Below are 25,598 nucleotides of genomic sequence, written 5' to 3' on the forward strand. Positions count from 1 at the left end.
GCCGCCGAGGACTAGGAGAGTGCCCGTGCCGTTCGAGCCAGGCGAGGTCGTCGCCCCGTCCGATCCGCGCATCGTCCTGGAAGGACAGTGGGGACACCAGCCCGGCGTGGCGATCACGGTCAACTCCGGGTCGCGGTTCTCGTTCTCGTACGCCGGTGAGCGGCTGCAGCTGCTCTTCGACATCGACGGGCTGACGGTCGCGCCGCACCTGTGGATCACCGTCGACGATGGCGAGCCGCGGCTGTACGTGATCGACGAACCGGTCGTCGAGCTCGAGGCGCCCGACGGCCGGCATCGGGTCGAGGTCGTGGTCAAGGACGTGAACGAGCACGTCAACCGGTGGAACCCGCCGTTGGAGTGCGCGGTCGTGTTCGCCGGTCTGGTGCTGGACGTGAAGTCGCGGCTGCGGCTCAGCGGTCGGCCGGGCGGTCCGCGGCTGGAGTTCTACGGCGACTCGATCACGCAGGGCGTGCGGTCGCTGAGCGAGCACCCCGAGTCCGAGGGCGCCGACGGCACGACGTCGTACGCGTACCTGACCGCGCGGGCGTTCGGCGCCACGTCGTACCAGGTCGGGTTCGGCAGCCAGGGGATCAGCAAGCCGGGCAACGGGGAGGTGCCGGCCGGGGTCGACTCGTTCGGGTGGAACTTCGCCGGCTCACCGGCCGAGCGGGTCGAGCCGTCCGACGTGGTGGTGATCAACCTCGGCGTGAACGACCCGACGCTGGAGGTCGAGGAGTACGCGGGCTACGTACGACGGGTGCGCGCGGCGTACCCGTCCGCGACGATCGTGGCGCTGACCCCGTTCAGCGGCAAGCACGCGGACACGATCCAGGCCGCGGTGAAGACGCTCGACGACCCGGACCTGGTCTGCGTCGACTCCACCGGCTGGATCACCGAGGACGACTGCACCGACCTGGTCCACCCGACGGTCGCCGGCCACGCCAAGATCGCCGGCCACCTGGTCACCGCCCTCGAACAACACACCTCTCTTCGCCGTCCCGAATGACATGACCGAGAAGTTCGAGATCGTCGACGAGTACATCGCGTCATTCCCGCCCGAGGTCCGCGAGGTCCTGGAACAGGTACGGCGGACCATCCACGCGGCCGTCCCCGGCGCCGGCGAGAAGATCAGCTACCAGATGCCAACCATCACCCTGGACGGCACGCCACTACTCCACTTCAGCGGCTGGAAGTCACACCTCGCGATCTACCCGATCCCACCCATCGACGAGGACCTCTCCGAGTACCAGTCCGGCAAAGGCACCTTGAAGTTCCCCCTCGACAAACCCATCCCGTACGACCTCATCACCCGCCTGGCGCAGGCGTTCCTCGCGAGCCGGCGGTCGTGAGCTACACGAGGTCCTGAGGAGAAGCGGCCGGGGGACCGGCGAGGGTCCAGTCGTTGAAGCTCTGGTTGAAGCGGTACCAGAGGTCGTCCTTGCCGAGGCGGAGTTGGACTTTGCCGGCGGTGACTCGGTTGGTTTCGGTGGTGGCGTTGGGGAGGACGGCCAGGGCTTCGGTGAGGGCTTCGGGATCGGCATCGTGCGGGGTGTCAGCGGTGGCGGCCAGGCCGCCAGGGCCGGCGTGCTGCCAGGCGGTGGCCCAGGTGGTGAGTTGGCGGGCGGACATGCCGGCGCGGTGAGCCAGGTCGGCGAGGTCCGGCGTACCGAGGAGGGCGGCGGCTCGGCGTGCCAGGTCCTGTTCGAAGGTGAGAGCGAGGTTGGCGTCGCCGGATGCCAGTTCCCAGGCTCGGTGGGCGGCGTCGGTGGCGAGGGCGAGCAGGTCGCGTATGTCGACGCCCGAGGAGCGTGGTGGATCCAGCACCTTGACCGCCGCCGGCAGCCCGGGAGCGGCTAGTGGCCGGGGCGGCACGGGCACCGGAACGGTCGGAGCGCTTGATGTCGTGGAGAGGTGACGGGCGAAGGCGGCGATTGCCGGGATGCCTGCCGGGGCAGGAGTGCGAAGGGGAGCGGGAGGTTCGGCGGTCCCGCCGCGGCGTGACCGCAGTGCCGCGAGCAACTCGTCCTTGCGCCGGCCGCGGAGCAGGAGCAAGGCGAACGGATCGTCATCCAGCGCATCGGCCACTAAGTAGCAGACAGCCGCAGAATGCTTGCACGGCACGGCGAAGTCGGGACAGCTGCAGTTCGTCAGGACTTCGCCCGCGCCCGGCAGCAGATCCAGCCCGGCAGCCCGTACGTCGTCCACGACCTCCGGCGGCAACTCGCCGTCGAGCAGCGCCGCGACCCGCCCGATCTGCGCCGACACGATGTCGAGCACGGCGTCCCACTCGTCCGCCGAGAACGCGCGGATCCGGACCGTCACCTGGTACGGCGTGACGCGGCTGCCCTGGACCACGGCATCGACCTCGCCCGGGCTGACGGTCAGCTCGAGCACGCTGCCACGGCGTGCGTACGACCGGCCGCGGGACAGCCGCCCCGGGTCGAGCCGCGCCCGCTGCTCCAGCGCCTCCAGCCAGGCCCGCCCCCACCACGTCGCCCCGAACGACCGCCGGCTCCCGGGGCCTTTGGCGGCCGGTAACCCGGCGTCCTCACCCTTGCGCCGCCAGCCCTGCCACGGCGTCCGATCCTCGTCAGCCATCGGATTTCCCTACAGCGGAAGGGTTGTAGGCACTCGCCGAGCCGGAGCGGACCGGCCCGGTCGACAGCTCCACCAGCTCGGTCAGCTCCGCGTCGGACAGCTCGCTCAGCCACGCCTCGCCCGATCCGACCACGGCGTCCGCGAGATCCCGTTTCGCGTTGATCACCGTGGCGATCCGGTCCTCGAGCGTGTTCTCGGTGACGAGCCGGTGCACCTGGACCGGCTGGTCCTGACCGATCCGGTACGCCCGGTCGGTCGCCTGGTCCTCGACCGCCGGATTCCACCAGCGGTCGTAGTGCACGACATGTGTGGCTCGCGTCAGCGTCAGCCCGACCCCGCCGGCCTTCAGCGACAGCAGGAACACCGGAGCCTCGCCGGACTGGAACTGCGTGACCATCTCCTCGCGCTTGCGCACCCCGATGCCGCCGTGCAGGAACAACGTCCGGACCTGCCGGGCCGCGAGATGCGACTCGATCAGCCGGCACATCTCGACGTACTGACTGAAGATCAGCACCGATTCGCCCTCGGCCAGGATCACGTCGAGCAGCTCGTCCAGCGCTGCGAGCTTGCCGGAGCGCCGCTCCAGCGGGCCGCGCTCGTGCAGGAACTGCGCCGGATGGTTGCACACCTGCTTCAACTGGGTGAGCAGGCTCAGCACCAGACCGCGCCGCGCGATGCCTTCCGCCTCCTCGATCTTCGCCAGCGTCTCCTTCGCGACGGCCTGGTACAGCGTGGCCTGCTCGGTCGTCAGCGGGACGACGACGTCGTGCTCGGTCTTGCGCGGCAGCTCGGGGGCGATGCCGGGGTCGCTCTTGCGGCGGCGCAGCAGGAACGGCCGGGTCACCCGGGCGAGCCGCGCGGTCGCCTCCTCGTCGTGGAACCGCTCGACCGGGACCGCGACGTCGTGGCGGAACCGGTCGAGCGTCCCGAGCAGGCCGGGCGCCGACCAGTCGAGGATCGACCACAGCTCGGACAGCCGGTTCTCCACCGGCGTCCCGGTCAGCGCGATCCTGGTTGCCGACGGCAATGTCCGCAGGGCGCGGGCGGTGCGGGACAACGGGTTCTTGGCGTGCTGCGCCTCGTCCGCGACGGCCAGGCCCCACGCGATCTCCCCGAGCACGCGGTGGTCCTGACGCACCACGCCGTACGTCGTGAGCACGACCTCGTCCGCCGCCAGGTCACTCAGGGCCCGGCCGGCACCGTGGTAGCGACGGGTCGGCACGTCCGGGGCGAACCGCTCGAACTCACGCTCCCACGTGCCGAGCAGCGTCGACGGGCAGACGACCAGGGTCGGCCCGCGTCCGGCGAGCTGCAGGTGCAGCGCGATCACCTGGATGGTCTTGCCCAGGCCCATGTCGTCGGCGAGACAGCCGCCGAGGCCGAGATTGGCGAGTTGCGCCATCCAGGCGACGCCGCGGCGCTGGTAGTCGCGCAGTGTCGCCCGCAGCCCGGCCGGCTCGGTGAACGGCGCCGGCTCCTCGGCCGCGCGTAGCCGGGCGATCATCGCGGCCAATGACCCGTCGGCGTCGAACGGGACGAGCTCGCCGTCGACGTCGATGGTCCCGGTGAGCGCGGCGCCGAGCGCTTCTGCCCCGGTGAGCTTGCGGCCCGTGCCGTCGCGGAGCCGGCGGACGAGCTCGTGGTCGACCCGGATCCAGCGGCCGCGCATCCGGATCATCGGGCGCTTGGCCTCGGCGAGCGCAGCAATCTCGGCCTCGGTCAGGTCCTGCCCGTCGAGGGTGGGGCGCCAGCGGAACGCGACCAGGTCGGTGAGGCTGAAATCGGGCCCGGTGACGGCGCCGGGTGTCGGTGTGGCGACGCTGGCGCGGACGGCCAGTTCGCCGGCGAAGAGCTCGGTCGGCCAGAGCACCTCGATGCCGGCGCCTTCCAGCGCCGTGCTGCCCTCGGCGAGCTCCTCCAGCGCGACGTCGTCGATCGGGACCTCTTCGGGCGCGGCGTCGCGCAGGGCGGAGCCGAGCGGCGGCCAGACCCGCGCGCCGCGACGGAGTGCGAGCAGAAGGTCGGTCTCGGCGCGTTCGCCGAGGGCGGTGAGGACCGCGGCCGGTGCGTTCCACATGTCGGCGACGTCCACCAGCAGGCTCGGATCCACACCGCTGCGCAACTGCAGCACCGCCCGGAAGTCTCCGGCGGGGGAGTTCCTGGCGTGAGAGGGGACGCCGGCGTCATCGGGATCGGCTGCGTCGCCGGAGTCACCTGCGGCCGGGGGCTCGACTCGGAGGACCAGGCGGGTGCCGGCTTCTTCGGCCAAGGCGGTCTCGTCCAGCCAGGTCGTCGGGCCGGGCAGGGCTGTGGGCTCGAGGGTCGCGAACGGCTCGGCGCCGGGTCGGACGGCGACGGTCGCCGCCGGGGTGCGGACCAGGGTGTCGGCGAGCGCGTCCCAGAACGCGCGGACCAGCTGCTCCAGCTCTCTCAGCCGGACCGGGCGGGTGCCTTCGATCGGCAGGGCATGACCGTACGCCGGCATGGCGGCGCTCAGATTCCGCAGCCAGGCGCGGTCGATCGGGTCCAGCGGAGCCACCCGCCACGCGCCGTACCCCTCAGGGCTCCGGTCCGGCACCAGCCGCCCCCGGCCGATCAACACCAAGCCCGCAAGCCCAGCCGCCCGCCAAGCCGCCCAACTCCCCGCACCGTGCCCACCCGCGCCCTGCCCACCCGCGCCCTGCCCACCCGCGCCCTGCCCACCCGCGCCCTGCCCACCCGCGCCTTGCCAGCCGGAGCCCTGCCTACCCGCGCCTTGCCAGCCGGTGCCGTGCTCGCCGGTGCCGGCCAGGGTTGGCTCAGGCTCGGTCAGCCGGGCCAGCACTTCGTCCATCGACAGCAAGCGGGCGGGGACGGTGCTGCGGCGGACCGTAGTGCCGCGGGGGAGGACGACGTCGACGGTGCCGTCGGCGGTTTCTCCCGAGCCGGCCAGGTCGCCGTACAACGCCAGCCGGCCCGCACGTGGCGGGTCGGCGGGCACGAAGACGGCGTCGAACATGCCCTGCACAGTACGCCGGACCACCGACAACTCCGGACTTGACCTGAACGTTGGTTGAGGTTGCACGCTCGGAAGCTCCTGACGACAACCGGAGAGTGTGAAATATGCGTGCAGCAGTGGTGACCAGGTTCGGCGGTCCGGACGTGATCGAGACCCGTGACCTCCCGGATCCCGAGCCCGCGGCGGGCCAGGTGCTGGTCCGGGTCGAGCTCGCCGACGTGATCTTCGTCGAGACCGCGATCCGCCGGGGGACGTACGGCGAGTTCTTCGACGTGCAGACGCCGTACGTACCAGGCAGCAATCTCGGCGGACAGGTTCGCGCGGTCGGCCCCGGTGTCCCGGCCGGCTGGATCGGCAAGACCGTCGTCGGTCGCGGCGTGGCGTTCGGCGCGCACGCCGAGCTCGCCCTGACCGCGACCGATCTCGTCGAGGTACCGCCCGAGCTCGACCTGCCGACCGCGGTCGCGGTGTACGGCGACGGCTTCACGGCTCTCATGCTCGAAGAACTCGCGCCTGCGATGGCGGGCCAGGACGTCCTGGTCACCGCGTCCGCCGGCGGTATGGGCCTGCTCCTGATCCAGCTGGCCCACCAGGCCGGAGCACGGGTCATCGCGGCCGCCCGCGGCGCGGAGAAGCTCGAACTCAGCCGCGCGCAGGGCGCCGACGTGCTCGTCGACTACAGCAAGCCGGGCTGGGAGAAGTCAGTACTCGAAGCGACGAACGGGCGAGGCGCCGGCATCGTGTTCGAGGGCGCGGGCGGCGAGCTCGGTGCGACCGCGTTCGGTGTCGTCGCGGACGGCGGCTGGTTCTCCGCCCACGGAGCGCCGAGCGGCGGCTTCGCGGCATACGACCCAGCCGAGGCCGAGCGGCGCGGCATCACCGTGAAAGGCATCATGGACCTCCGCGCCGACTCCACGACGACGTCGGTCACCGGCGCGGACGTCATCGCCCGGGCCGCGGCCGGCGAGCTCAGGCCGGTCATCGACCAGGTCTACGACCTCGACCACGTGGCCGACGCGCACCGGGCGCTCGAGAACCGCACGCTACGGGGTAAGGCGCTGATCAGCGTCCGGCGCTGACTCCTGCTCAGCAGGCTTCTCGGAAGGCTCCGCGGAATCTGCGGGCCGGTTCGGGCGGGCGATGACGATCTGGTTCCGCCCGGACCGCTTGGCCGTCAGCAGCGCGTCGTCGGCGGCCAGGATCAGCTGGTCCATCGTGCTCGCGACCTCCGGGTACACAGCCGCGCCGAACGAGGCCGGTACGCCGTCGAGCGTCGCCGTGCCGCCGTCGGTCGTGCTGACCGCGACCGTGAGGCTGACCAGGCGCTCCCTGATCCGCTCCGCGATCTCCAGCACCTCGGACTCGAATGCACCCGGCAGCAGCACCGCCAGCTCGTCTCCGCCCACGCGGGCGACCAGATCGCCGTTCCGCACCTCCGCGCGGATCGCCTCACCGGCAGCGCGCAGCGCCTCGTCGCCGGCGGGGTGGCCGTAGGTGTCGTTGATCTCCTTGAACTTGTCCAGGTCCAGCATCAGCAGACCGACCGTGCTGCGCAGTGTGTCCGCACGGGCGAGCTCTGCGGGCACTGCGCTCGCCCAGTACGACGAGGTGGCCAGGCCGGTCTTGTTGTCGATACCGGCGGCCCGCTGGTACTGCGGGAGCAGCAGGTCCCTGTGCAGCGCCAGCACCGTCACCATGAGCACCGGAACGACCCAGGGGTACGACGTCTGGACCGCGGCGATCGCGATCCCGAGACCCAGACCGGCGCACACGACCAGCTGGTTGGAGAGGTCACCGAGCGCCTCCCGCGCCGTGGCCTCCGGGCTGGACAGCAGGATCGCGCCGATCACCAGGGCGTAGTTCACCAGCCACCAGGTCGCGGCCGCGGCCAGCACCACCAGCAGCGACCAGAAGCTGGTCGGCACCCGCGGCGCCTCCAACTGTCCACCGGCACGCAGCACGGCGGCCGCTGCCGCACTGGCCAGGATGTACGTCGCCGTGGAGAAGACCTTGCGGTGCGCGACGGTGCGTCCGTACACCCGGAACCAGGAGTACGTGTAGGAGAGCACCACGAGCGGGATGACCAGCGACAGCGGGAGCAGCAGCAGCGCGGCGAAGATCCACAGGCACTTCAGGTTGGTGTGCGGCGAGGTGTTCGCCGCCAGCTCGCGTCGGCGCTCGATTCCGCGGGCACACTCCAGGTGCAGCGTCGAGGCCACCGCCAGGACGACGAACGCCACCCACTCCGAATGCCGCACCCCGGAATTCGGTCCGCCGACCGTGCTCCGGACCGCGAGTGTGGTAATCGTCACCGCAATCACATCAATCGCGATCACATAAGCCAATGCGGTCCTGGGGAGCGACCAGAGCTTCCATTGCCTGGGTGGCAACCCGTTGCTCCGACCGATCAGAATCATCATCAGCCTCACAAGCGGTAGATCTGAGCGGTTATGCGTTCATAGTAACGACCTGTTCACGTCAGGTCACCCCGGTGCCCGGGGCATTCCACCAGTTGGTCAGCATCAAGAAGGGTCGAAAATCATGCAGATCCCAGCGCTCTCCGTCCGCACCGGCAACGACTGGTTCACCGGCGGCAACGATTGGTTCGACGGTGGCAACGATTGGTTCACCGGCGGTAACGACTGGTTCGACGGCGCGGGTAACGACTGGTTCTCCGGTGGCGGTAACGATTGGTGACCGGCGGTACTTCTTTACGCATTTCTTACGTTCCGGAGAGGTCATTCACGGGCTAAACCCGACGGGCCCGTCAATTGACCTTACCGTGATTTCTCCCGGCCTTCCGCGTTCACTGATCGTGGTGCGCCGCCTGCCCAGGGTGACCGGCGCGGCGCATCAGTGCCAGTTCACCGCCGAATCGGGGACCCGGTGGCGCGGGATTTGGGTGAACGTTCTACTCTGGAGATCTCCGGTAGCGGGGTCTGGGCGGGGCGGCCCCGACCCTGCTACCGGAGCTCTTCTTTGCCGGGCCCGTTCGAGGCCCGTTCGAGGCCCCGTCGAGCCCGTCGAGCGCACCGAAACTGTCGGTGGCGCCCGGTAGCGTTCTCGGTGCCAGGGGCGGCTCCTGGACGTGCTTCCTTCTCCTTCACCAGGCCAAGTAGCGCGTCCGCTCTCCGCCCCTGGCGCCGTCCTGACAGACGCACAGATCGTGCTCACCGGGGGAGTCGCGCATGCCGGATCCAACAGCGGACCCGCGGGCGGCCGTCCTGCTGTGCCGTCGCCGGCTGGTCGACGCCACCGCGCTGACCCCGCCGGTCAGGCGTTCCGCGTGGCAGTGGCTGCGCCGGCCGCTCACGATCCAGGCGGGCCTGTCCGCGCTCCAGGCCGACCTGATCCAGCGCGGCCTCCTGCTGTCGGTCGGTCTGTACCGGCACTGCGCGTCACTGTCGGCTCCCGCGCTGGCCGGCTTCGGTGGCGCACTGCTCGACCTGCTCGACGCCGAGTCCGGGGCCGATGTCAACCACACCCCACTGTTCCGTGGCTTCCCGGAGAGCGTTCCGGGCAACACCGAGACCTTCTATGTGAACAGGGTCTTCGCTCGCCTGCTGCAAGAGCCGGAGCAACCGTGCGTGTTGTGCGGCGACACGGCCTCCGTGCACGCGGTCGCCCCCTGTGCGCACCTGGTCTGCCGCACCTGCTGGGACGGCACCGACCTCAGTGCCTGCCCACTGTGTCTGCGGCGCATCGACCCCGGGGACCCGTTCCTCAAGCCGTCGCCCGGCGAGGAGCCGCCGGCCCACGTCCGGTCGGATCGTCTGCGACTGCTCTCCCTGGCCACGGCCGACTCGGTGCGCCAGACCGTCGAGGTCCTGCTGGCGCGACGCGCGCCGCTGTCGGCCGCGGACCGCGCCGACCTGCTGGTGCTGCTCGACGGCGCCAGCTCGGCCTGGATCCCCGAAGACATCCCGGTCCGCGAGACCCGGGCGCTGGTCGTCGCGCACTTCCTCGCGGACGAGCCCGAGCTGATCGACCGCACCGGCACCGCGACCGACGTCCTGCGGCTGATCTATGCGTTGATGGACGCGGACCCCGGGTTGTGGACCCCGCCGGCCCGCCGCCAGTCGTTGCCGAGGGCAACCCGACGGCTGGTGCTGCGGCGTCTCGACCAGCTGCCCGTCGAGACGCTGGTGGAGGACATGCTCCGCCACGAGCGCGCCTGGAAACGGATCGGGGAGAACCTGCATCCGTTCGAGTTCGCGACCCGCTTCCCGGCGGCCGCGCTGGCGTTCGCGGTCCTCCGCGGGACCGTTCTGGATCTGGGGACCGCGGCCGGCCGAGCGGTGGCGGGTGAGGCCTCGCGGCATCCGTTGGTGCGCGTGGAGGACGGGCGACTCGTGCTGAGCACGTTCGCGGCACGTGTCGAGGGCGCTTTCACACAAGGCCGACCGGAGCAGGCGCTCGACCTGTTGATGCAGCGTCCCGGCGAGTTGGTCCGCAGGCTGTTGCAGCTGGCGCGCGCACTTCCGCAGGAGCACCACCCGCTCCTCGTGGATGCTCTGACGACCGTGGTGTCGGACGTGTCGCCGGCCGTCCTCAGTGCGGCGCTCGGCCAGGTCCGGACGCCCCCCGGTGAGCTGCGACTGTTCTTCCCGCGCGGCGGGACCGCCCGGATCTGGACGGCGGTCGACGAGCGCGAGCCGTTGCCGCCCGCGCTCGCCGCCGAGCTGTCCGCCGTGCTCATCGGTGAAATGTTGCGCCGGGCAACAGGTTTGCCACGGTGGCGGCGGGTGTTCCTGGACGAGGAGCTGGCCCGGCTGGCCGCGCCCGGTTCGGAGCGGAGCGCGTCGTCGAGCCTGCTGCGGATGACGCGCGGCAGCGCCGTGCCGATCCCGCAGGACGAGCTGCTCCGGTTGTTCCTGCACTGGGTCGAGCCGCGCGGCCGGCGGATCGATCTCGACCTGTCGGTGGCGGTGTTCGACGAGGAGTGGAGGTTCGCCGGGCTGTGCGACTACACCCGGCTGCGGTTCGACGAGGACGCCCTGGTGCATTCCGGCGACCTGACGTCGGCGCCCGGCCCGGGCGGCTCGACCGAGTTTGTCGACGTCGACCTGCGCGCGGTGCGCCGGGTCGGCGGCCGCTACCTGCTGCCGGTGGTCTTCAGCTACAACGACGTCCCGTTCGACGAGCTGGAGCGCGGGTTCGTCGGCGTGCTGCGGCAGCCGAACGCGCTGTTCGACCCGGCGGCGGTCGAGGAGCGGTTCGACCTGGCCGGTCCAGCGAAGATCCTGCTGCCGTTCGGCGTCGACCTGCACGCCAAGGAGCTCCGCTGGTACGACGTGAACCTCGGCGCGGCCGGCTACGGCCACAACATCGCGCGGTACGGCGGTCATCTGGGGCTGATGGCGGCGACGATGGAGGAGGTGCACGGCGCGGGCGACCGGGTGAGCCTGTGGGAGATCTGCTGCTGGCACGCGGCGGCGAGGACCGATGAGATCGCGGTCCGGTGCGCCGACGGATCGGTCGTCGGCTACGTCCGCGGCCCGGCCGAGGAGCCGGCAACGTTCGCCCGGCGGGTCACGCTGCGCCTGGAGCCGGACCGGAGCTGGGACGAGGACGCCGCGAAGCGGGCCGACTTCGTGGCCGTGCTGACCGGTGACGTCACGCCGCGCGCGGGCGCGGAAGTGTATGCCCTGCACCCGCGCCTGCTGGACGGCGCGACCGTGTCGCTCGTCGACGCGCCGTACCTGCTGACCGGCCTGGCGCCCGACTCCCGCGCCCGCGCCGGCCTGGAGGCCACGCCCTGACCTCCGCCCTGACCTGCGCCCGGGCGTGTCTAAGAGCAGGCTGAGAGGACTTTGACAATTCCGTGACGGACGCGCGGCTGATGCTTTGGCCGGGTGCCGTGCAGGAGTACAACGGAATTGACGCGAAGGGAGCCACGCATGACGTACGACGTGGTTGTGCTCATCGAGCGGGAGATGAGCGAGGGCGACGCGCGCCGCGTTGCCGCCCTGCACGCAAGGCGTGAAGAGCCCGTGGACTACCACCTGCTGGTCTCCAGCCATCCGGAGAGTGGGTTCGGCGGCCCGATGGCGTTGCTGGGTTCGTCGTTCGCGGACGTGGCCGGTCTCACCGGCTCGGCGTCCGTCGTCGGCTCGGCGACGGGACCGTCGGCGCGGATCAGTCCGCCGTCCGCACCCAGTCGAACACCGACCGCGACCCTCGCGGACCCGGATGTCGACCTCGCCTCGGTGATCGAGCACAGCTCCCGCCAGCTCCGCCTCGCGAGCGGCTACCCCGTGCACGTCTCCATCACGCACGGCGAGGTGCTGCTCGCCCTGATGCAGATGGTGAAGGCCACCGGCTGCCAGGAGGTCGTGGTCGTCGCCTGGCCGGAGACCGCGGCAGCGTTCCTGTGCTCCGACTGGATCCACAAGGCCCGCAAGCTGCTCAAGGTCCCGCTGGTCCGCATCCTCGAGCACGACACGTGAGTCCGGGCAGGTCAGCCGGCCGGTTGTCTGGGCAGTCTGACCTGCAGCGTGGTCTCGCCGGGTCGTGAGGTGATGCCGATCGTGCCGCCGTGGTGCTCGGCGACGATCCGCTGGGCGATGTCGAGGCCCAGCCCGGTGCCCTTGCCGACGTCCTTGGTCGTGTAGAACGGCTCGAACGCGCGGGCCGCGACCTCCGGCGGCATCCCGGGCCCGGTGTCGGTGAACTCGACCACGACCCGGTCGCCGTCCGTCCTGGTCGTGATCCGCAGCGTCCCGGCGCCCTCCATCGCGTCGACGGCGTTGTCGATCAGGTTGGTCCACACCTGGTTGAGCTCACCGGCGTACGCGTCGATCCGGGGTACGTCGGCGCCGTACGCGCGGACCACCTCGACACCGTCGCGGAGCTTGTGACCGAGCATCACCAGCGTGCTCTCGATGCCCTCGGTGACGTCGATCGTCTGGATCGAGCCGCGGTCCATCTGCGAGTACGAGCGGACCGCGGCGACCAGCTCGCTGATCCGCCGCGTCGACTCCTTGACCTCGCCGAGCAGTGTCGTGGCCGCCAGCGTGCTGGCGACCCATTCCAGACCGGGCTCCAGGGCGTCGCCGAGGACGTCGGCCGCGCGCTCGCACCAGTCCACGCTCGCACCGGCCGCGGCGAGCGGCGGCGCGATGAACCAGGACCGCTCCACGCCGCGGTCGTCGAGCCAGTCCGCGATGGTGTTCTCGTGGTCGGCGAGGTCCACCGGATCCGGTACCGCCGTCCCCGCGCCGAGTTCGAGCCGCAGCTCGTCGAGCGTGCTGAACTGCGCGGCGGTCACGTCGCCTGCCGCGAGACCGCGCAAGGCCGACAGCAACGCGACGCACGCGGTGTCGAGCGCACTGACCGAGCGTGCCGCGGCCGCGGCGGGGTTGTTGATCTCGTGCGCCAGCCCGGCGGCCAGTGTGCCGAGCGTGATCAGCGACTCCCGCTGCCGCGCCGTCGACTCGATCGCCCGCGCGGTCCCGTACACGCCTTTGATCAGGTGCCCGGCGAGCGGGAACCAGGCGTCGATCCGCTCCCGCAACAGGTCTGCGGGCACCCGCAGCACCCGGCCTTCGGCGAGGCCGCGGCCGCTGGCGAGGTAGAGCCCGTGCTCGTCCCAGGCCCGGAACCCGCCGGCCCAGCGGCCCGGGACGTCCATCTTGCCCATCACGGTGTCCTCGCGGCCGATCTTGCGGTGCAGCGTGATCGCGCCGTCGACGAGCACCCACCAGTAGTCGGCGGGCTCGCCCTCGTGGAACAGGTCGGCGCCGCGTTCGATCGGCACCTCGGTGCTGCCGTCGATCAGCTCCTCGAGCTGCACGTCGGTCAGCCCCGCGAAGAGCGGGATGTCGCGCAGATCAGCCGGCCTCATCAGGAAGTCCTGCCCATCAGACGGTCGCGAGGTAGCGGTGGACGAGATAGATCGACATGGCGCCTTCGCCGACCGCGGACGCCACGCGTTTCATCGAGTCGAGCCGGACGTCGCCGGCCGCGAATACACCGGGCACGCTGGTCTCCAGCGCGTACGGCGGCCTCGGCAGCGCCCACCGGTCCAGCGCGATCAGGTCCGGCCCGGTCACCACGAAGCCCTTGGCGTCACGGACGACGGAGTCGCCGAGCCAGTCGGTCCGCGGGATCGCGCCGACGAAGATGAACAGCCAGCTGGCGAGCACCTCCTCGACGCGGCCGGACGTGCGGTGGGCGAGGGTCAGCGCCTCGAGATGACCGTCGCCGCGGCAGCCGACGACCTCGGTCCGGCATCGGACCTCGATGTTCGCGGCCCTGGTGATCTTGTCGACGAGATATCGCGACATCGAGCTCTCGAGCGTCTCGCCGCGGACCAGGAGCACGACGCGCTTGGCGTACCGGGCCAGGTTGAGCGCTGCCTGTCCGGCCGAGTTGGCCGCGCCGACGATGTACACCTCGTCGTCCTGGACCTGACTGGCCTCGCTCGCGGTCGCGCCGTAGTACACGCCGCGGCCGGTGAGGTCGTCGAGGCCGTCCACGTCGAGGCTGCGGTAGGAGACGCCGGTCGCGACGATCAGCGCGCGGGCCTCGATCTCACCGGACCCTTCGAGCAGTACGGCGTGCACCGGGCCGCGGGACTCGAGGCCGACGACGGACCGGGCGAGCACCATCTCGGCGCCGAAGCGGGACGCCTGCGCGACCGCCCGCTGCGCGAGGTCCGAGCCGGTGAGGCCGCGCGGGAACCCGAGATAGTTCTCGATCGCGGCGCTCAGCCCGGCCTGCCCGCCGGGTGCCTCGCGTTCGACGATCACCGTGCTGAGCCCTTCGGACGCCGCGTACACGCCGGCCGCGAGTCCCGCCGGTCCGCCGCCGACGATGCAGACGTCGTACAGCGGTTGCTCGGCGCGGGTCCGCAGCCCGAGCGCCGAAGCGAGGTCGAGGGTGGTGGGGCAGCGGAGCGTGTCGCCCTCGGGGATCAGGACCAGCGGGAGTTCGTGGTCGGCCGCGTCGGCGAGCTCCCGCAGCCGCTGCCCTTCGGTGTCACGCTCGACGTCGTACCAGCGGTACGGGACGTGGTTGCGGGCGAGGAAGGTCTTGATCTCGTGCGCGCGGTCCGACCAGCGGTTGCCGACCACGCGGACGTCGGAGGTGTGCTCGGGGTTGGCGTGCTGCCAGTCGCCGAGCAGGTCGTCGACGACCGGGAACAGCTGGTCCTCGGGCGGGTCCCAGGGCTTCAGCAGGTAGTAGTCGAGGCCGATCTCGTTGATCGCACGGATCGCCACATCGGTGTCGGCGTACGCGGTGAGCAGCAGGTACTTCGCGTCCGGGGCGTACTCGCGGGCGCGTTCGAGCAGCTCGATCCCGGTCATGCCGGGCATCCGCTGGTCGGTCGCGACCAGGGCGATCGGCTGGTTGCGCAGGGCCAGTTTGGTCAGCGCGGCGAGTGCCTGGTCGCCCGACGTCGCGCGGACGACGAGATAGTCGTCGCCGTACCGCCGGCGCAGGTCCCGGGAGATGGCGGCCGAGACCATCGGGTCGTCGTCGACGGTGAGAATCGCGGGTTTGCTCACGCTCGTGCCCCCCACAGCAGTGAACCGATCCCGACAGAATGACACGGGAATCCGTCAATCTTCTATGAGCGCCCGCAACGTTTCCTGTTCGGAGTCGGGCACGTACCCGGCGTAGTAGTCGAACATGTTCTGCCGGGCCAGCCGGGCGGCGGCGTGGCCGTTGCCGGCCCGGATCGCGTCCACCACCTCGGCGTGGTGGTGCAGCGACTCGAGCATCAGCGCGCGGCTGTTCGGCGCGTGCGCGATCTTGTCGGAGATCAGTCCGAGGACGACGCCGCGGACCACGTCGTTGCAGGTCTGGATCAGCGAGTTGCGGCTGATCCGCGCGATCAGCTCGTGGAACGCGAGGTCGGCCTCGCTGAACGCGGCGAAGTCGACGTCGATCGCGTCCCGCATCGCGACCAGGGTCGCCTCCAGCTCGTCCAGCTGCTCCGGCGTCCGCAGCCGGGACGCGACCTGGATCGCGGCGCCGTCCATGATCATCCGGAAGCCGATCAGCTCGCTCAGGGTCAGCTCGTCGACCCGGGCCAGCCGGGCCACCTGCTTGCGCAGCGCGGACGAGGAGAACGGCAGGATCTCCGGCCCGTTCGGATCGCCGGGCCGGGAGCGGACCACGCCGTTGCTCTCCAGCACCCGCAGCGCCTCGCGGACCGTCGACCGGCTGACCGCGAACTGTGCGACCAGCTCCCGCTCGCTCGGCAGCCGCTGGCCGGGGGTCAGGTCGCCCCGGGCGAGCGCTTCCTCGATCTGTTCGACGATCCGCTGATAGGCGCGCACCGGTTGCACCGGCTGGAACTGCGGACTCTTTGTCATCCGGCACACCCCCAGTCGCTTGACAGGCACCTGAGCAGAGGACAAACCTAGTGGCCCATTGAGACCTAGTCCACTGGTCAGACCAGTTGGCGCACCGGAGGAGTAGACGTGAAGTCGTCGATTGTCACTCGAGCGGTCGCGGTCCTCGCCTCCGCCGCGCTGCTCGCCGTGAGCGCCTGCTCGGCCGGATCGGGTACGTCGTCCGGCAGCTCCCCGGGCGGCGACCAGAACCTGTCGATCGGTCTCGTGGCCGAGCCGGCCAGCCTGGACTTCACGACGACCGACGGCGCCGCGATCCCGCAGGCGCTGCTCGGGAACGTCTACGAGACGCTGGTCAAGCAGGACGACTCCGGCAAGATCGTGCCCTCGCTGGCGAAGTCGTGGACGGTCTCGCCGGACCGCAAGACGTACACCTTCGACCTGGTCGACAACGCGAAGTTCACCAACGACAAGCCGTTCACGGCGAACGACGCGGTGTTCAGCATCAACCGGGTGAAGACCGCGTGGACGACGTCGCTGAAGGCCGCGATGGACGTGGTCTCACAGGCCAAGGCGCTGTCGCCGACCCAGCTGCAGGTCACGCTGACGAAGCCGAGCAACGACTGGCTGTTCCGGATGACGACCCGGATCGGCGCGATGTTCTCCGAGAGCGGTGTCAGCGCGCTGGCGACGGCCCCGGTCGGCTCCGGCCCGTACACGTTCTCGAAGTGGAACCGCGGCGACTCGATCGTCCTGGTCCGCAACGACAAGTACTGGGGCTCGAAGCCGTTCTTCCAGCAGATCACGCTGAAGTACTTCAAGGACGCGACCGCGCTGAACAACGCGCTGCTCACCGGCACGATCAACGTGATCGGCACGGTGCAGGCGCCGGAGGCGCTCAGCCAGTTCACCAGCAACGACAAGTACCAGGTGATCGAGGGCACGACGAACGGCGAGGTGCTGCTGTCGTTCAACAACTCGCTGCCGCTGTTCAAGGACATCCGGACCCGGCAGGCGATCCGGATGGCGATCGATCACAAGGCGCTGCTGGACACCTGCTGGGCCGGCCGCGGCAAGCTGATCGGCAGCATGGTGCCGCCGACCGACCCGTGGTACGAGGACCTCACCGGCGTCGCGCCGTACGACCTGGCCAAGGCGAAGTTGTTGCTGCAGGCCTCCGGCGCGGCCGGCAAGACGCTCCGGCTCCGGCTCCCGACGTTGCCGTACGCAACGTCCTGCGGCCAGGTGGTGAAGAGCCAGCTGGAGCAGGCCGGCCTGAAGGTGCGGATCGACCAGCTCGAGTTCCCGGCGGCCTGGCTGACGACGGTGTTCAAGAACGCCGACTACGACATGTCGATCATCGCGCACGTCGAGCCGCGGGACCTGGGTGCGGTGTTCAACGCGAAGTACTACACGCGCTACGACGACCCGACGCTGCAGGGCTACCTGGCCGCGGCGGACTCCGGTGACGAGGCCGCCCAGGTCGACAATATGAAGAAGGCGGCGCGCCGGCTGTCCGAGCAGGCGGCGGGCGACTGGCTGTTCCTGCTGCCGAACCTGATGGTCGCGGACAAGGACATCAAGGGCCTGCCGACCAACGCGATCACCGAGAACTTCGATCTCTCCAAGCTCACCCGATGATCCTCCGCCTGATCGAGCGCACCGGCGTGTTCTTGGTCAGTCTCGCGGTGAGCTCGGTGCTGGTCTTCGCGTTCATGGCGGTGCTGCCGGGCGATCCCGCCCGGGTCGCGCTCGGCGTGAACGCCTCCGACGAGGCAGTGGCCGAACTGCGCCGGCAGTTCGGCCTCGACCGCCCGCTGCCCACGCAGTACGTCGACTGGCTGGGCGGACTGCTGCACGGCGACCTCGGCACGTCGTACGTGTCGAAGGCGGCGATCGGCCCGCAGGTCTTCGACCGGTTCCAGGTCACGCTGTGGCTGGTCGTCGCCGGCATGATCATCGCGCTCGTCGTCGCCGTGCCGGCCGGCACGGTGATGGCGGCGCGGCATCGCAAGGTCTCCGGGCTGGCGCTGTCGGCGGTCTCCCAGATCGGCGTCGCGGTGCCGGCGTTCCTCGCGGGCATCCTGCTGATCGTCGTGTTCGCGGTGAAGCTCGGCTGGCTGCCGGCGAACGGCTGGACGCCGCCGGCGCAGGACCCGGCGATGTTCCTGAAGCAGCTGATCCTGCCTGCCCTCGCACTCGGTCTCGTCCAAGGCGCGGTGCTCACCCGGTACGTCCGCAGTTCGGTCCTCGACGTGCTCCGCGAGGACTACCTCCGCACCGCCCGCGCCAAGGGCCTCCGCCCGTTCCAGGCCCTCTGGAGACACGGCCTCCGCAACGCCGCCGTACCCGTCGTCACCGTCCTGGGTCTCCAGCTGGCGACGCTCCTGATCGGAGCGGTCGTCGTCGAGCGCGTCTTCGTGATCCCGGGACTCGGAAGCCTCCTGCTCGACGGCGTCTCGAACCGCGACCTGCTTCTCGTCCAGGACGTCGTGATGGTCCTGGTCCTCGCCGTCCTCCTGGTCAACTTCCTGGTCGACCTGCTGTACGTCGCCCTCGACCCGAGACTGAGGACGGCGTAGATGAAGCGACTGAACCCGAGCCTGATCGTCGGCGGCGTGATCGTCGCGGTGATCGTGCTGATGGCGCTGGTGTCGTTCGTCTGGACGCCGTACGACGCCACGCTCGTCACACCGTCCGCGCGGTTGCTGAAGCCGTCGTGGTCGCACTGGTTCGGCACCGACAAGTTCGGCCGGGACGTGCTCAGCCAGATCATGGTCGGCTCGCGGACCACGTTGTTCGTCGGTGTCGTCGCGGTCGGCGTGGCCGCGGTCATCGGCGTACCGCTGGGGATCCTGGCCGCGATGGTCCGGCGGTGGCCGGGCGAGGCCATCATGCGCGCCAACGACCTGCTGCTGGCGTTCCCGGCGTTGCTGCTGGCGATCATGTTCGGGGCGGTGTTCGGGGCCAGCACGCTGACCGCGATGATCGCGATCGGCATCGCGTCGGTGCCGAGCTTCGCGCGGGTGATCCGGAGCGGGGCCCTGCAGGTGATGCGGACCGAGTACGTGCTCGCGGCCCGCGCCGCCGGCCGGCAGCCGTTCCCGATCGCGCTGCGGCACGTACTGCCGAATGTGACCAGCCTGATCACGGTGCAGGCCTCGGTGTCGTTCGCGATCGCGGTGCTGGCCGAGGCCGCGCTGTCGTTCCTCGGGTACGGCACGCCGCCGCCGACACCGTCGTGGGGCCGGATGCTGCAGGAGAGCCAGGAGTTCCTGTTCAGCGCACCGCGGCTGGCGATCTTCCCCGGGATCGCGATCGCGATCGCCGTCCTCGGATTCAACCTGCTGGGCGACGGGCTGCGCGACCGGTTCGACCCGAAGCTGGAGGACCGCCGATGAGCGACGTACTGACGGTGCGCGGGCTGAGCGTTTCCGTGCGGGACACGGCGCTGGTGTCCGACGTCGACCTGACCGTCGGCGCGGGGGAGCGGGTCGGGCTGATCGGGGAGTCGGGGTCGGGCAAGTCGCTGACCGCGCTCAGCATTCTCGGTCTGTTGCCCGAGGACGTGCGGGCCGACGGATCGGTGCGCCTCGGCGGGGTGGACCACGAGTTGGTGGGTGCGGACGAACGGCGGATGTCGCGGGTCCGCGGCCGCGACATCGCGATGGTCTTCCAGGAGCCGATGACCGCGCTGAATCCGACCATGCGGATCGGCGACCAGCTCACCGAGGCGATGCTGATCCACAAGACGCTCGCGAAACCGGCAGCCCGGGCCGCGGCTGCCGAGCTGCTCGAACGCGTACAGCTGCCCGCCGAGACGCTCCGCGCGTACCCTCACCAGCTGTCCGGTGGCCAACGGCAACGAGTCGTCTTGGCACTCGCCCTGGCCAACGACCCGGCGCTGCTGATCTGCGACGAGCCGACCACCGCCTTGGACGTCACCGTCCAGGCCCTCGTCCTCGACCTGATCGTGCGTGGCGTCATGGATCGGTCGTCGGCGCTGCTGTTCATCACGCACGACCTCGCTGTGGTCGCCACGGTCTGCGAACGGGTGCTGGTCATGTACGGCGGCCGCGTCGTCGAGGCGGGGCCGGTCGGCGAGGTGTTCACGCGCCCGCGTCATCGCTACACACAGGGTTTGCTGGCGGCGTCCGACCTCGAAACCACGTCCCCTCGTCTCACCACGATCCCCGGCAACGTGCCACCGGCCGGCCGCTTCCCGACCGGCTGCGTCTTCCGCACCCGCTGCGCCCACGCCACCGCCCTGTGCGAGGAGACACCACCGTGGACCGGCGACGAAACACACGGCTTCGCCTGCCACCACCCGGCCGGAGGCGCTGATGACTGAAACCGCCATCCAGGTGGTTGACCTGGTGCGTGACTATCCGCGGCCTCGGACCTCGTTGGTCAAGCCGGCTCCGGTCGTGCACGCGTTGCGGGGTGTGAGTCTGGAGGTCAAGCAGGGCGAGCGGTTCGGCATCGTGGGTGAGTCCGGGTGCGGCAAGTCGACGCTCCTGCGCCTGATCGCCGCCCTCGACCGTGCGACCTCCGGCCAGGTGATCGTCGAAGGCACCGACATCACCAGACTCCCCGAACGCCGGCTGCGGAACCTGCGCGAGAACCTCCAGCTCGTCTTCCAGGACCCGATGAGCTCCCTCGACCCCCGCATGCGGGTCCGCGACATCATCGCCGAACCGCTGGTCGTCCAGGGACACCCGGCGTCCGGAGCCCGCGTCCGCGAGCTCCTCGAAGCCGTCGGCCTCTCCGCGGACGCCGGCGACCGGTACCCGCACCAGTTCTCCGGCGGCCAGCGGCAGCGCATCTCGATCGCGCGCGCGCTCGCCCCACGCCCGCGGATCCTGATCGCGGACGAGCCGGTGAGCGCCCTCGACGTCTCGGTCCGCGCCCAGGTCCTGAACCTCATCTCCGACCTGGTCGACGAGCTCGACCTGACGCTGGTGTTCGTCTCGCACGACCTGTCCGTGGTCAAACACGTCTGCGACCGCGTGGCCGTGATGAACGCCGGCGAGATCGTCGAGACCGGCGCCACCGGCGACGTGTACGCCGCCCCGCAGCACCCCTACACGCAACGCCTGGTCTCGGCCATCCCCACGCTGCAGCGCGCGCTCGCCGGCGCGACCACGTCCGACCTGCTCACGAAGGGAGATCCAGCATGAAGTTCCCAGCAGGCCTGCCGATCGGTGAGTCCTGGGTCGAGGCACCGGCCACGGCGCCGGTGATCTTCCCGTACGACGGATCGACCGTGGCCGAAGCGCCGCTCGGGGACGTCGCGCTGGCGCGGGCAGCCCTCGACAACGCGCTCGCCGCCCGTGAGACGGTCGGCCGCCTACCGTCGTACCTGCGCCGGAACGTCTTGCAGAGCGTGCATTCCGCGATGCTCGCCGCCCGCGACGAGTTCGTCGACCTGCTGGTGCTGGAGACCGGCAAGCCGCTCGTCGACTGCCGGGTCGAGATCGACCGGACGCTGCTCACGCTGGAGACGTCGGCCGAGGAGGTCGCCCGGCTGCACGGTGAGACCGTGCCGCTCGACCTGCTGCCGAGTGGTGAAGGCCTGCAGGGCTTCTGGGTCCGCAAGCCGATCGGTGTCGTCATCGGGATCACCGGCTTCAACTATCCGTTGCTGCTCGCGGCGCACAAGATCGCGCCCGCGTTCGCGGCCGGGTGCCCGATCATCGTGAAGCCCGCGCCGCAGACACCGCTCGCCACGCTCTGGCTCGCGCACCTGATGCGCTCCGCGCTCGCCGACGCCGGCGCGCCGGAGAGCGCGCTCCAGGTGATCACGGGCGGAGCGGACGTCGGTGCCACGCTGACGACCGACGACCGGATCGGCGCCGTCTCCTTCACCGGATCGGCTGGAGTCGGCCATCGGATCGCGCGCGACGCCGCGCCGACCAAGATCCTGCTCGAGCTCGGGTCCAACTCCGCACTGGTCGTCGCCGCGGACGCCGACCTGGACGCGGCCGCCGACGCGATCGTGCGCGGCGGGTACTACGCGTCCGGGCAGGCGTGCATCTCGGTCCAGCGTGTGATCGCCGTCGAGTCCGTACGGGAAGCGTTGCTGGACAAGCTCGGCGCCCGGATGCCCGGCGTGGTCGTCGGTGACCCGCGTGATCCGGAGACCCGCGTGTCGGCGCTGATCAACCCCGCCTCGACCGAGCGCGTCCGGGCCTGGGTCGGCGACGCGGTCCACGCCGGTGCGTCGATCGCCTACGAGGCGCCTGGCGACGTACTCGGTCCGATCGTGCTGACCGACGTACCGGACGGGCTGCCGGCGTGGGACGAGGAGATCTTCGGGCCGGTGATCGCGGTGCGGTCCGTGCCGGACATCGAGAGTGCTCTGCGCGCGGTCAACGAGACACGGTACGGGTTGCACGCGAGCGTGTTCACGTCCTCGCTCGAGACCGCGTTCGCCGCGATCGATCGGCTGGAGGTCGGGGGAGTGGTGGTCAACGAGGTCCCCGGTTTCCGGTCCGACGTGATGCCGTACGGCGGCGTGAAGGACTCCGGCACCGGCCGTGAAGGTCCGCGCTTCGCGATCGAGGAACTGACCACGACCCGGATGGCGATCATCCGCCCGCGCCCATGACAGGCGGCTCGATGGACTACGCGAACCTCTTCCGGCTGGACGGCAAACACGCGGTCGTGATCGGCGCCGGCAGCGGGATCGGCCGCGAAAGCGCCCTCGCCCTGGCGGCCCACGGCGCCCGGGTCACCTGTGCCGACCGCGACCTCGCCGCCGCTCAGCAGACAGCCGCCCAGGGCGGCGGTATGGCGGCGTACGAGCTGGATGTGCTGGACGACTCCGCGGTCGAGCGGGCTGCTGCGGAGCTGGCTCCGGTGGACGTGCTCGTGTTCACCGCCGCCACGAACGTCCGGAAGCGGATCCTGGACTACACCGGCGAGGAGTTCGACCGGGTCGTGTCGCTCAACCTGCGGGCGTCGTTCCAGCTCGTGCGCGCGTTCGGCAAGGGCATGGCGGAGCGGGGGAGCGGCAGCATCATCGGCTTCAGCTCGATCCGCGGGACCACGGTCGAGCCGGGGCAGTCGGTGTACGCGGCCACGAAGGCGGGCCTCGTCCAGTTGCTGCGGACCGCGGCCGCCGAGCTCGGCCCGTCCGGTGTCCGCGCGAACGCGATCGCCCCGGGCGTCGTCGAAACCCCGCTGACCGCTCAGATCAAGGCCGACCCGGGCTGGTACGACGCGTACGCGCAGAAGGGCGCGCTCGGCCGGTGGGCACAGCCGCGCGAACTCGCCGGCGCGGTCGTCTACCTCGCCTCCGACGCGGCGAGCTTCGTGACCGGGAGCGTGCTCGCGGTCGACGGCGGCTGGACCGCGGTCGACGGCCGCTTCGACCCACCGAACTGAGGAGTGCTGCATGGATTCCGGCATGAGTCTCGCTGACCTGACCGCCACCGAACTCCTGGCGAAGTACCGCGACGGCTCGGTCTCCCCGGTCGAGGTCATCGAGGACGTGCTGACCCGCGTCTCGTCCTGGGAACCGCGGCTGTGCGCGCTCTACGCGCCGGACCCGGACGGCGCCCGGGCCGCGGCGCAGGAGTCCGAGCGCCGGTGGCGTGCCGGTACGGCGGGGGCGCTGGACGGCGTACCCGTGACGGTCAAGGAGAACATCGCGACGCGCGGAACGCCCGTACCGCAGGGGACCGCGGCGACCACGCTGGTCCCGGCCGCGCAGGACGACCCGGCCGCGGCACGCCTGCGGGCGGCCGGTGCGGTGATCTTCAGCAAGACGACGATGCCGGAGTACGGGATGTTGTCGTCCGGCGTCTCGACCTTCCACCGGTTGACGCGCAACCCGTGGGACCTGTCGAAGACGGCCGGCGGTTCCAGCGCGGGCGCTGCGGCCGCGGCGGCTGCTGGATACGGGCCGATCCACGTCGGCACCGACATCGGCGGATCGATCCGGTTGCCGGCCGGCTGGTGCGGACTGGTCGGACTGAAGCCGACGCACGGGCGGATCGCGGTCGGTACGCCGTACGCCGGGCGCGCGATCGGGCCGCTGACCCGCACGGCGCCGGACGCGGCGCTCGCGCTCCGGGTGATGTCCGGGTACGACCCGCGCGACCACACGTCGTTCCCGGCGGCGTCCGACGAGTTCGGTGTCGCGGTGGAGGGGCTGCGGGTCGCCCTGCTGCTCGACGCGGGTGTCGGGTTGCCGGTCGATCCCGAGGTCACGGCGGCGGTGTCGGCCGTGGCGGCCGTCCTCGAGCAGGGCGGCGCGATCGTCGAACCGATCCGGCCGGTCATCACCCGCGAGATGCTCGACGGCCTCGACCGGTTCTGGCGGATCCGCTCCGCCACCGACATCGCCGCGCTGCCCGAGGAGCGGCGCGCGAAGGTGCTGCCGCAGATCCGTTCCTGGGTCGCGTCCGCGGCTGACCTCACCGCCGCCGACGTCTTCCACGGATACAGCCAGATGGGCGCGATGGCGGCCGCGGTCGGCCGGGTGTTCACGACGTACGACGTGATCCTGTCGCCGGTCGCCCCGATCACGGCCTTCCGGGCGGAGCTCGCGTACCCGACGGACGATCCGGGGAAGCCGTTCGAGCACATCGCGTTCACGGTCCCGTACAACATGTCGCAGCACCCGGCGACCACGGTCAACGCCGGCTGGTCCACGGCCGGGCTGCCGATCGGGGCGCAACTCGCCGTACCGCATCACCAGGACCTGCGGGCGCTGGCGTTGGCCCAGTACCTCGACAGCCGGCGCACGGAGCAGCGAAACTGGCCGATGAGGTGACGAATGGCCGGCTCCGGAGGTACGACACCGCACGCTGACGCGACGCAGCGCGGCCTGACCTCGCACTGCTACCGGATGCTCGGCTCGATCACCGAAGCCGTCGACGTCGCGACCGGGGTGAACAGCTACGAGGAAGCCACGCGCGTGTGTCTGCAGCGGGCCGGCCGGCGCCCGCTGCCGTCGGACCTGACCGGGCCGAGCGCGGATCCCGGGGGAGTGCTGTCGGAGAGCTCGGAGATTCTGTGGCTGGAGCCGATTCCCACGCACCTGATGGACGACCACCCGATCGACCTCGGGCTGATCGCGGCGCTCCAGCGCCTGAGTCCGGCCGAGCGGGCGGCGACGGTCCTCCATCTGGAAGGCCGAGCCGGCGCCGTTCCGCCCGCGCCGATCACTCCCACTCCGCCGCTCGCCCCCGACGTAGCACTGCTGGCGCGCTACCGCGCCGCGTTCGAGCAGTACGACGTCCCCACGATCGTCACCCTCTTCACCGACGACGCGATCTGGGAGATGCCGCCCTTCACGTCGTGGTTCCGCGGCGCCCGCGACATCGGCCGCCTGATCAGCACCCACTGCCCCGCCGAACGCCCCGGCGACCAGTACCTGGTCCCCCTCCAAGCCAACGGCCACCCCGCCTTCGCCGTCTACATGCGAGACCCGAAAGACAACATCCACCGAGCCTTCCAGATCCAGGTCCTGACCCTCACCGCCACCGCGATAGTCCACGCGGTCGCCTTCTTCGACCTGTCCCTGTTCCAGACCTTCCACCTACCGGACCTCCTGACAGGCCTGCCGCCGAACCCCTACGACGGCACCCTCAGACCCCACGTCGAACGTCTCCCGCACTCCCGAGGCTGATGCGCTGACGGCGGGGTACAAAGGTCTGGACAGTAACTTGCAGGCGAGGAGAGAGCAG

21 protein-coding genes are annotated in these 25,598 nt (G+C 70.7%); 15 read left to right on the forward strand and 6 right to left on the reverse strand.

From position 1 onward, the window contains the following. The first annotated feature begins 25 nt into the window (after positions 1 to 25). Entirely contained in the window at positions 26 to 1,006 is a 981-nt protein-coding gene (locus ABZW60_RS40410) for a GDSL-type esterase/lipase family protein (protein WP_355485968.1), read from the forward strand. A 1-nt stretch (position 1,007) separates the two neighbouring features. Continuing rightward, positions 1,008 to 1,349 (forward strand): DUF1801 domain-containing protein, encoded by a 342-nt coding sequence (locus ABZW60_RS40415; RefSeq protein WP_355485969.1) that lies wholly within the window; start codon positions 1,008 to 1,010, stop codon positions 1,347 to 1,349. Between the two features lies 1 nt (position 1,350). Here the strand turns inward: ABZW60_RS40415 and ABZW60_RS40420 are convergent, their stop codons facing one another. Both ABZW60_RS40420 and ABZW60_RS40425 read right to left on the reverse strand, forming a co-directional pair. Then, positions 1,351 to 2,598: an SWIM zinc finger family protein gene (locus ABZW60_RS40420; RefSeq protein ID WP_355485970.1), complete on the reverse strand. Its 1,248-nt coding sequence runs from the start codon at positions 2,596 to 2,598 to the stop codon at positions 1,351 to 1,353. Further along, positions 2,591 to 5,596 carry a DEAD/DEAH box helicase gene (locus ABZW60_RS40425; protein ID WP_355485971.1) on the reverse strand — a complete coding sequence of 1,002 codons (3,006 nt, stop codon included), beginning with the start codon at positions 5,594 to 5,596 and terminating at the stop codon, positions 2,591 to 2,593. The genes ABZW60_RS40420 and ABZW60_RS40425 overlap by 8 nt, the downstream gene beginning before the upstream one ends. Positions 5,597 to 5,700: 104 nt before the next feature. Here ABZW60_RS40425 and ABZW60_RS40430 point away from each other — a divergent pair, with 104 nt between their 5' ends. Further along, the gene (locus tag ABZW60_RS40430; RefSeq protein ID WP_355485972.1) at positions 5,701 to 6,675 is read left to right on the forward strand and encodes a zinc-binding dehydrogenase; all 975 of its coding nucleotides are present in this window, start codon (positions 5,701 to 5,703) and stop codon (positions 6,673 to 6,675) included. Here ABZW60_RS40430 and ABZW60_RS40435 read toward each other — a convergent pair. Continuing rightward, positions 6,640 to 7,908 carry a GGDEF domain-containing protein gene (locus tag ABZW60_RS40435; protein WP_355485973.1) on the reverse strand — a complete coding sequence of 423 codons (1,269 nt, stop codon included), beginning with the start codon at positions 7,906 to 7,908 and terminating at the stop codon, positions 6,640 to 6,642. The two genes, ABZW60_RS40430 and ABZW60_RS40435, sit on opposite strands and share 36 nt — an antisense overlap. A 229-nt stretch (positions 7,909 to 8,137) precedes the next feature. Here ABZW60_RS40435 and ABZW60_RS40440 point away from each other — a divergent pair, with 229 nt between their 5' ends. From ABZW60_RS40440 to ABZW60_RS40450, 3 genes are all read left to right on the forward strand, one after another. Further along, complete coding sequence (locus tag ABZW60_RS40440) at positions 8,138 to 8,293, forward strand: DEAD/DEAH box helicase (RefSeq protein WP_355485974.1); 156 nt, start codon at positions 8,138 to 8,140, stop codon at positions 8,291 to 8,293. A gap of 491 nt (positions 8,294 to 8,784) precedes the next feature. After that, a complete protein-coding gene (locus ABZW60_RS40445) occupies positions 8,785 to 11,358 on the forward strand; it encodes an MXAN_6230/SCO0854 family RING domain-containing protein (RefSeq protein WP_355485975.1) in 2,574 nt (857 codons plus the stop codon). 138 nt (positions 11,359 to 11,496) lie between these two features. Then, positions 11,497 to 12,045: a hypothetical protein gene (locus ABZW60_RS40450; RefSeq protein WP_355485976.1), complete on the forward strand. Its 549-nt coding sequence runs from the start codon at positions 11,497 to 11,499 to the stop codon at positions 12,043 to 12,045. An 11-nt stretch (positions 12,046 to 12,056) separates the two neighbouring features. Here the strand turns inward: ABZW60_RS40450 and ABZW60_RS40455 are convergent, their stop codons facing one another. Genes ABZW60_RS40455 through ABZW60_RS40465 form a run of 3 tightly spaced genes read right to left on the reverse strand, consistent with a single transcriptional unit; the run spans position 12,057 to position 15,921 of the window. Beyond that, positions 12,057 to 13,442 carry an ATP-binding protein gene (locus ABZW60_RS40455; protein WP_355485977.1) on the reverse strand — a complete coding sequence of 462 codons (1,386 nt, stop codon included), beginning with the start codon at positions 13,440 to 13,442 and terminating at the stop codon, positions 12,057 to 12,059. Positions 13,443 to 13,458: 16 nt separating this feature from the next. Continuing rightward, positions 13,459 to 15,108 (reverse strand): FAD-dependent oxidoreductase, encoded by a 1,650-nt coding sequence (locus ABZW60_RS40460; protein WP_355485978.1) that lies wholly within the window; start codon positions 15,106 to 15,108, stop codon positions 13,459 to 13,461. A gap of 54 nt (positions 15,109 to 15,162) precedes the next feature. Beyond that, on the reverse strand, positions 15,163 to 15,921 hold the full coding sequence (locus ABZW60_RS40465; protein ID WP_355485979.1) for a FadR/GntR family transcriptional regulator: 759 nt from the start codon (positions 15,919 to 15,921) through the stop codon (positions 15,163 to 15,165). 108 nt (positions 15,922 to 16,029) lie between these two features. Here ABZW60_RS40465 and ABZW60_RS40470 point away from each other — a divergent pair, with 108 nt between their 5' ends. The 9 genes from ABZW60_RS40470 to ABZW60_RS40510 are packed head-to-tail and all read left to right on the forward strand — an operon-like array spanning position 16,030 to position 25,540. Beyond that, positions 16,030 to 17,541 carry an ABC transporter substrate-binding protein gene (locus ABZW60_RS40470; protein ID WP_355485980.1) on the forward strand — a complete coding sequence of 504 codons (1,512 nt, stop codon included), beginning with the start codon at positions 16,030 to 16,032 and terminating at the stop codon, positions 17,539 to 17,541. Next, complete coding sequence (locus ABZW60_RS40475; RefSeq protein WP_355485981.1) at positions 17,538 to 18,482, forward strand: ABC transporter permease; 945 nt, start codon at positions 17,538 to 17,540, stop codon at positions 18,480 to 18,482. The genes ABZW60_RS40470 and ABZW60_RS40475 overlap by 4 nt, the downstream gene beginning before the upstream one ends. Continuing rightward, positions 18,483 to 19,301: an ABC transporter permease gene (locus ABZW60_RS40480; RefSeq protein ID WP_355485982.1), complete on the forward strand. Its 819-nt coding sequence runs from the start codon at positions 18,483 to 18,485 to the stop codon at positions 19,299 to 19,301. Next, positions 19,298 to 20,251, forward strand: a complete 954-nt coding sequence (locus tag ABZW60_RS40485) for an ABC transporter ATP-binding protein (protein ID WP_355485983.1) — start codon at positions 19,298 to 19,300, stop codon at positions 20,249 to 20,251. Before ABZW60_RS40480 ends, ABZW60_RS40485 begins: the two co-directional genes overlap by 4 nt. Continuing rightward, positions 20,244 to 21,080, forward strand: a complete 837-nt coding sequence (locus ABZW60_RS40490; RefSeq protein ID WP_355485984.1) for an ATP-binding cassette domain-containing protein — start codon at positions 20,244 to 20,246, stop codon at positions 21,078 to 21,080. The genes ABZW60_RS40485 and ABZW60_RS40490 overlap by 8 nt, the downstream gene beginning before the upstream one ends. Continuing rightward, the gene (locus tag ABZW60_RS40495; protein ID WP_355485985.1) at positions 21,077 to 22,510 is read left to right on the forward strand and encodes an aldehyde dehydrogenase family protein; all 1,434 of its coding nucleotides are present in this window, start codon (positions 21,077 to 21,079) and stop codon (positions 22,508 to 22,510) included. Before ABZW60_RS40490 ends, ABZW60_RS40495 begins: the two co-directional genes overlap by 4 nt. Positions 22,511 to 22,521: 11 nt before the next feature. Beyond that, complete coding sequence (locus tag ABZW60_RS40500; RefSeq protein WP_355485986.1) at positions 22,522 to 23,289, forward strand: SDR family oxidoreductase; 768 nt, start codon at positions 22,522 to 22,524, stop codon at positions 23,287 to 23,289. 22 nt (positions 23,290 to 23,311) lie between these two features. Beyond that, complete coding sequence (locus tag ABZW60_RS40505) at positions 23,312 to 24,682, forward strand: amidase (RefSeq protein WP_355485987.1); 1,371 nt, start codon at positions 23,312 to 23,314, stop codon at positions 24,680 to 24,682. Positions 24,683 to 24,685: 3 nt separating this feature from the next. Then, the gene (locus tag ABZW60_RS40510) at positions 24,686 to 25,540 is read left to right on the forward strand and encodes a hypothetical protein (protein ID WP_355485988.1); all 855 of its coding nucleotides are present in this window, start codon (positions 24,686 to 24,688) and stop codon (positions 25,538 to 25,540) included. Positions 25,541 to 25,598: the final 58 nt, after the last annotated feature.

The sequence above is a fragment of the Kribbella sp. NPDC003557 genome (assembly GCF_040610805.1).
Classification (GTDB): domain Bacteria; phylum Actinomycetota; class Actinomycetes; order Propionibacteriales; family Kribbellaceae; genus Kribbella.

Coding starts and splice junctions, on each gene's coding strand:
- ABZW60_RS40490 (WP_355485984.1), top strand. CDS start 20,244: ATGACTGAAACCGCCATCCAGGTGGTTGACCTGGTGCGTGACTATCCG.
- ABZW60_RS40510 (WP_355485988.1), top strand. CDS start 24,686: ATGGCCGGCTCCGGAGGTACGACACCGCACGCTGACGCGACGCAGCGC.
- ABZW60_RS40485 (WP_355485983.1), top strand. CDS start 19,298: ATGAGCGACGTACTGACGGTGCGCGGGCTGAGCGTTTCCGTGCGGGAC.
- ABZW60_RS40425 (WP_355485971.1), bottom strand. CDS start 5,596: ATGTTCGACGCCGTCTTCGTGCCCGCCGACCCGCCACGTGCGGGCCGG.
- ABZW60_RS40440 (WP_355485974.1), top strand. CDS start 8,138: ATGCAGATCCCAGCGCTCTCCGTCCGCACCGGCAACGACTGGTTCACC.
- ABZW60_RS40480 (WP_355485982.1), top strand. CDS start 18,483: ATGAAGCGACTGAACCCGAGCCTGATCGTCGGCGGCGTGATCGTCGCG.
- ABZW60_RS40415 (WP_355485969.1), top strand. CDS start 1,008: ATGACCGAGAAGTTCGAGATCGTCGACGAGTACATCGCGTCATTCCCG.
- ABZW60_RS40455 (WP_355485977.1), bottom strand. CDS start 13,442: ATGAGGCCGGCTGATCTGCGCGACATCCCGCTCTTCGCGGGGCTGACC.
- ABZW60_RS40445 (WP_355485975.1), top strand. CDS start 8,785: ATGCCGGATCCAACAGCGGACCCGCGGGCGGCCGTCCTGCTGTGCCGT.
- ABZW60_RS40500 (WP_355485986.1), top strand. CDS start 22,522: ATGGACTACGCGAACCTCTTCCGGCTGGACGGCAAACACGCGGTCGTG.
- ABZW60_RS40465 (WP_355485979.1), bottom strand. CDS start 15,921: ATGACAAAGAGTCCGCAGTTCCAGCCGGTGCAACCGGTGCGCGCCTAT.
- ABZW60_RS40420 (WP_355485970.1), bottom strand. CDS start 2,598: ATGGCTGACGAGGATCGGACGCCGTGGCAGGGCTGGCGGCGCAAGGGT.
- ABZW60_RS40475 (WP_355485981.1), top strand. CDS start 17,538: ATGATCCTCCGCCTGATCGAGCGCACCGGCGTGTTCTTGGTCAGTCTC.
- ABZW60_RS40495 (WP_355485985.1), top strand. CDS start 21,077: ATGAAGTTCCCAGCAGGCCTGCCGATCGGTGAGTCCTGGGTCGAGGCA.
- ABZW60_RS40430 (WP_355485972.1), top strand. CDS start 5,701: ATGCGTGCAGCAGTGGTGACCAGGTTCGGCGGTCCGGACGTGATCGAG.
- ABZW60_RS40505 (WP_355485987.1), top strand. CDS start 23,312: ATGAGTCTCGCTGACCTGACCGCCACCGAACTCCTGGCGAAGTACCGC.
- ABZW60_RS40450 (WP_355485976.1), top strand. CDS start 11,497: ATGACGTACGACGTGGTTGTGCTCATCGAGCGGGAGATGAGCGAGGGC.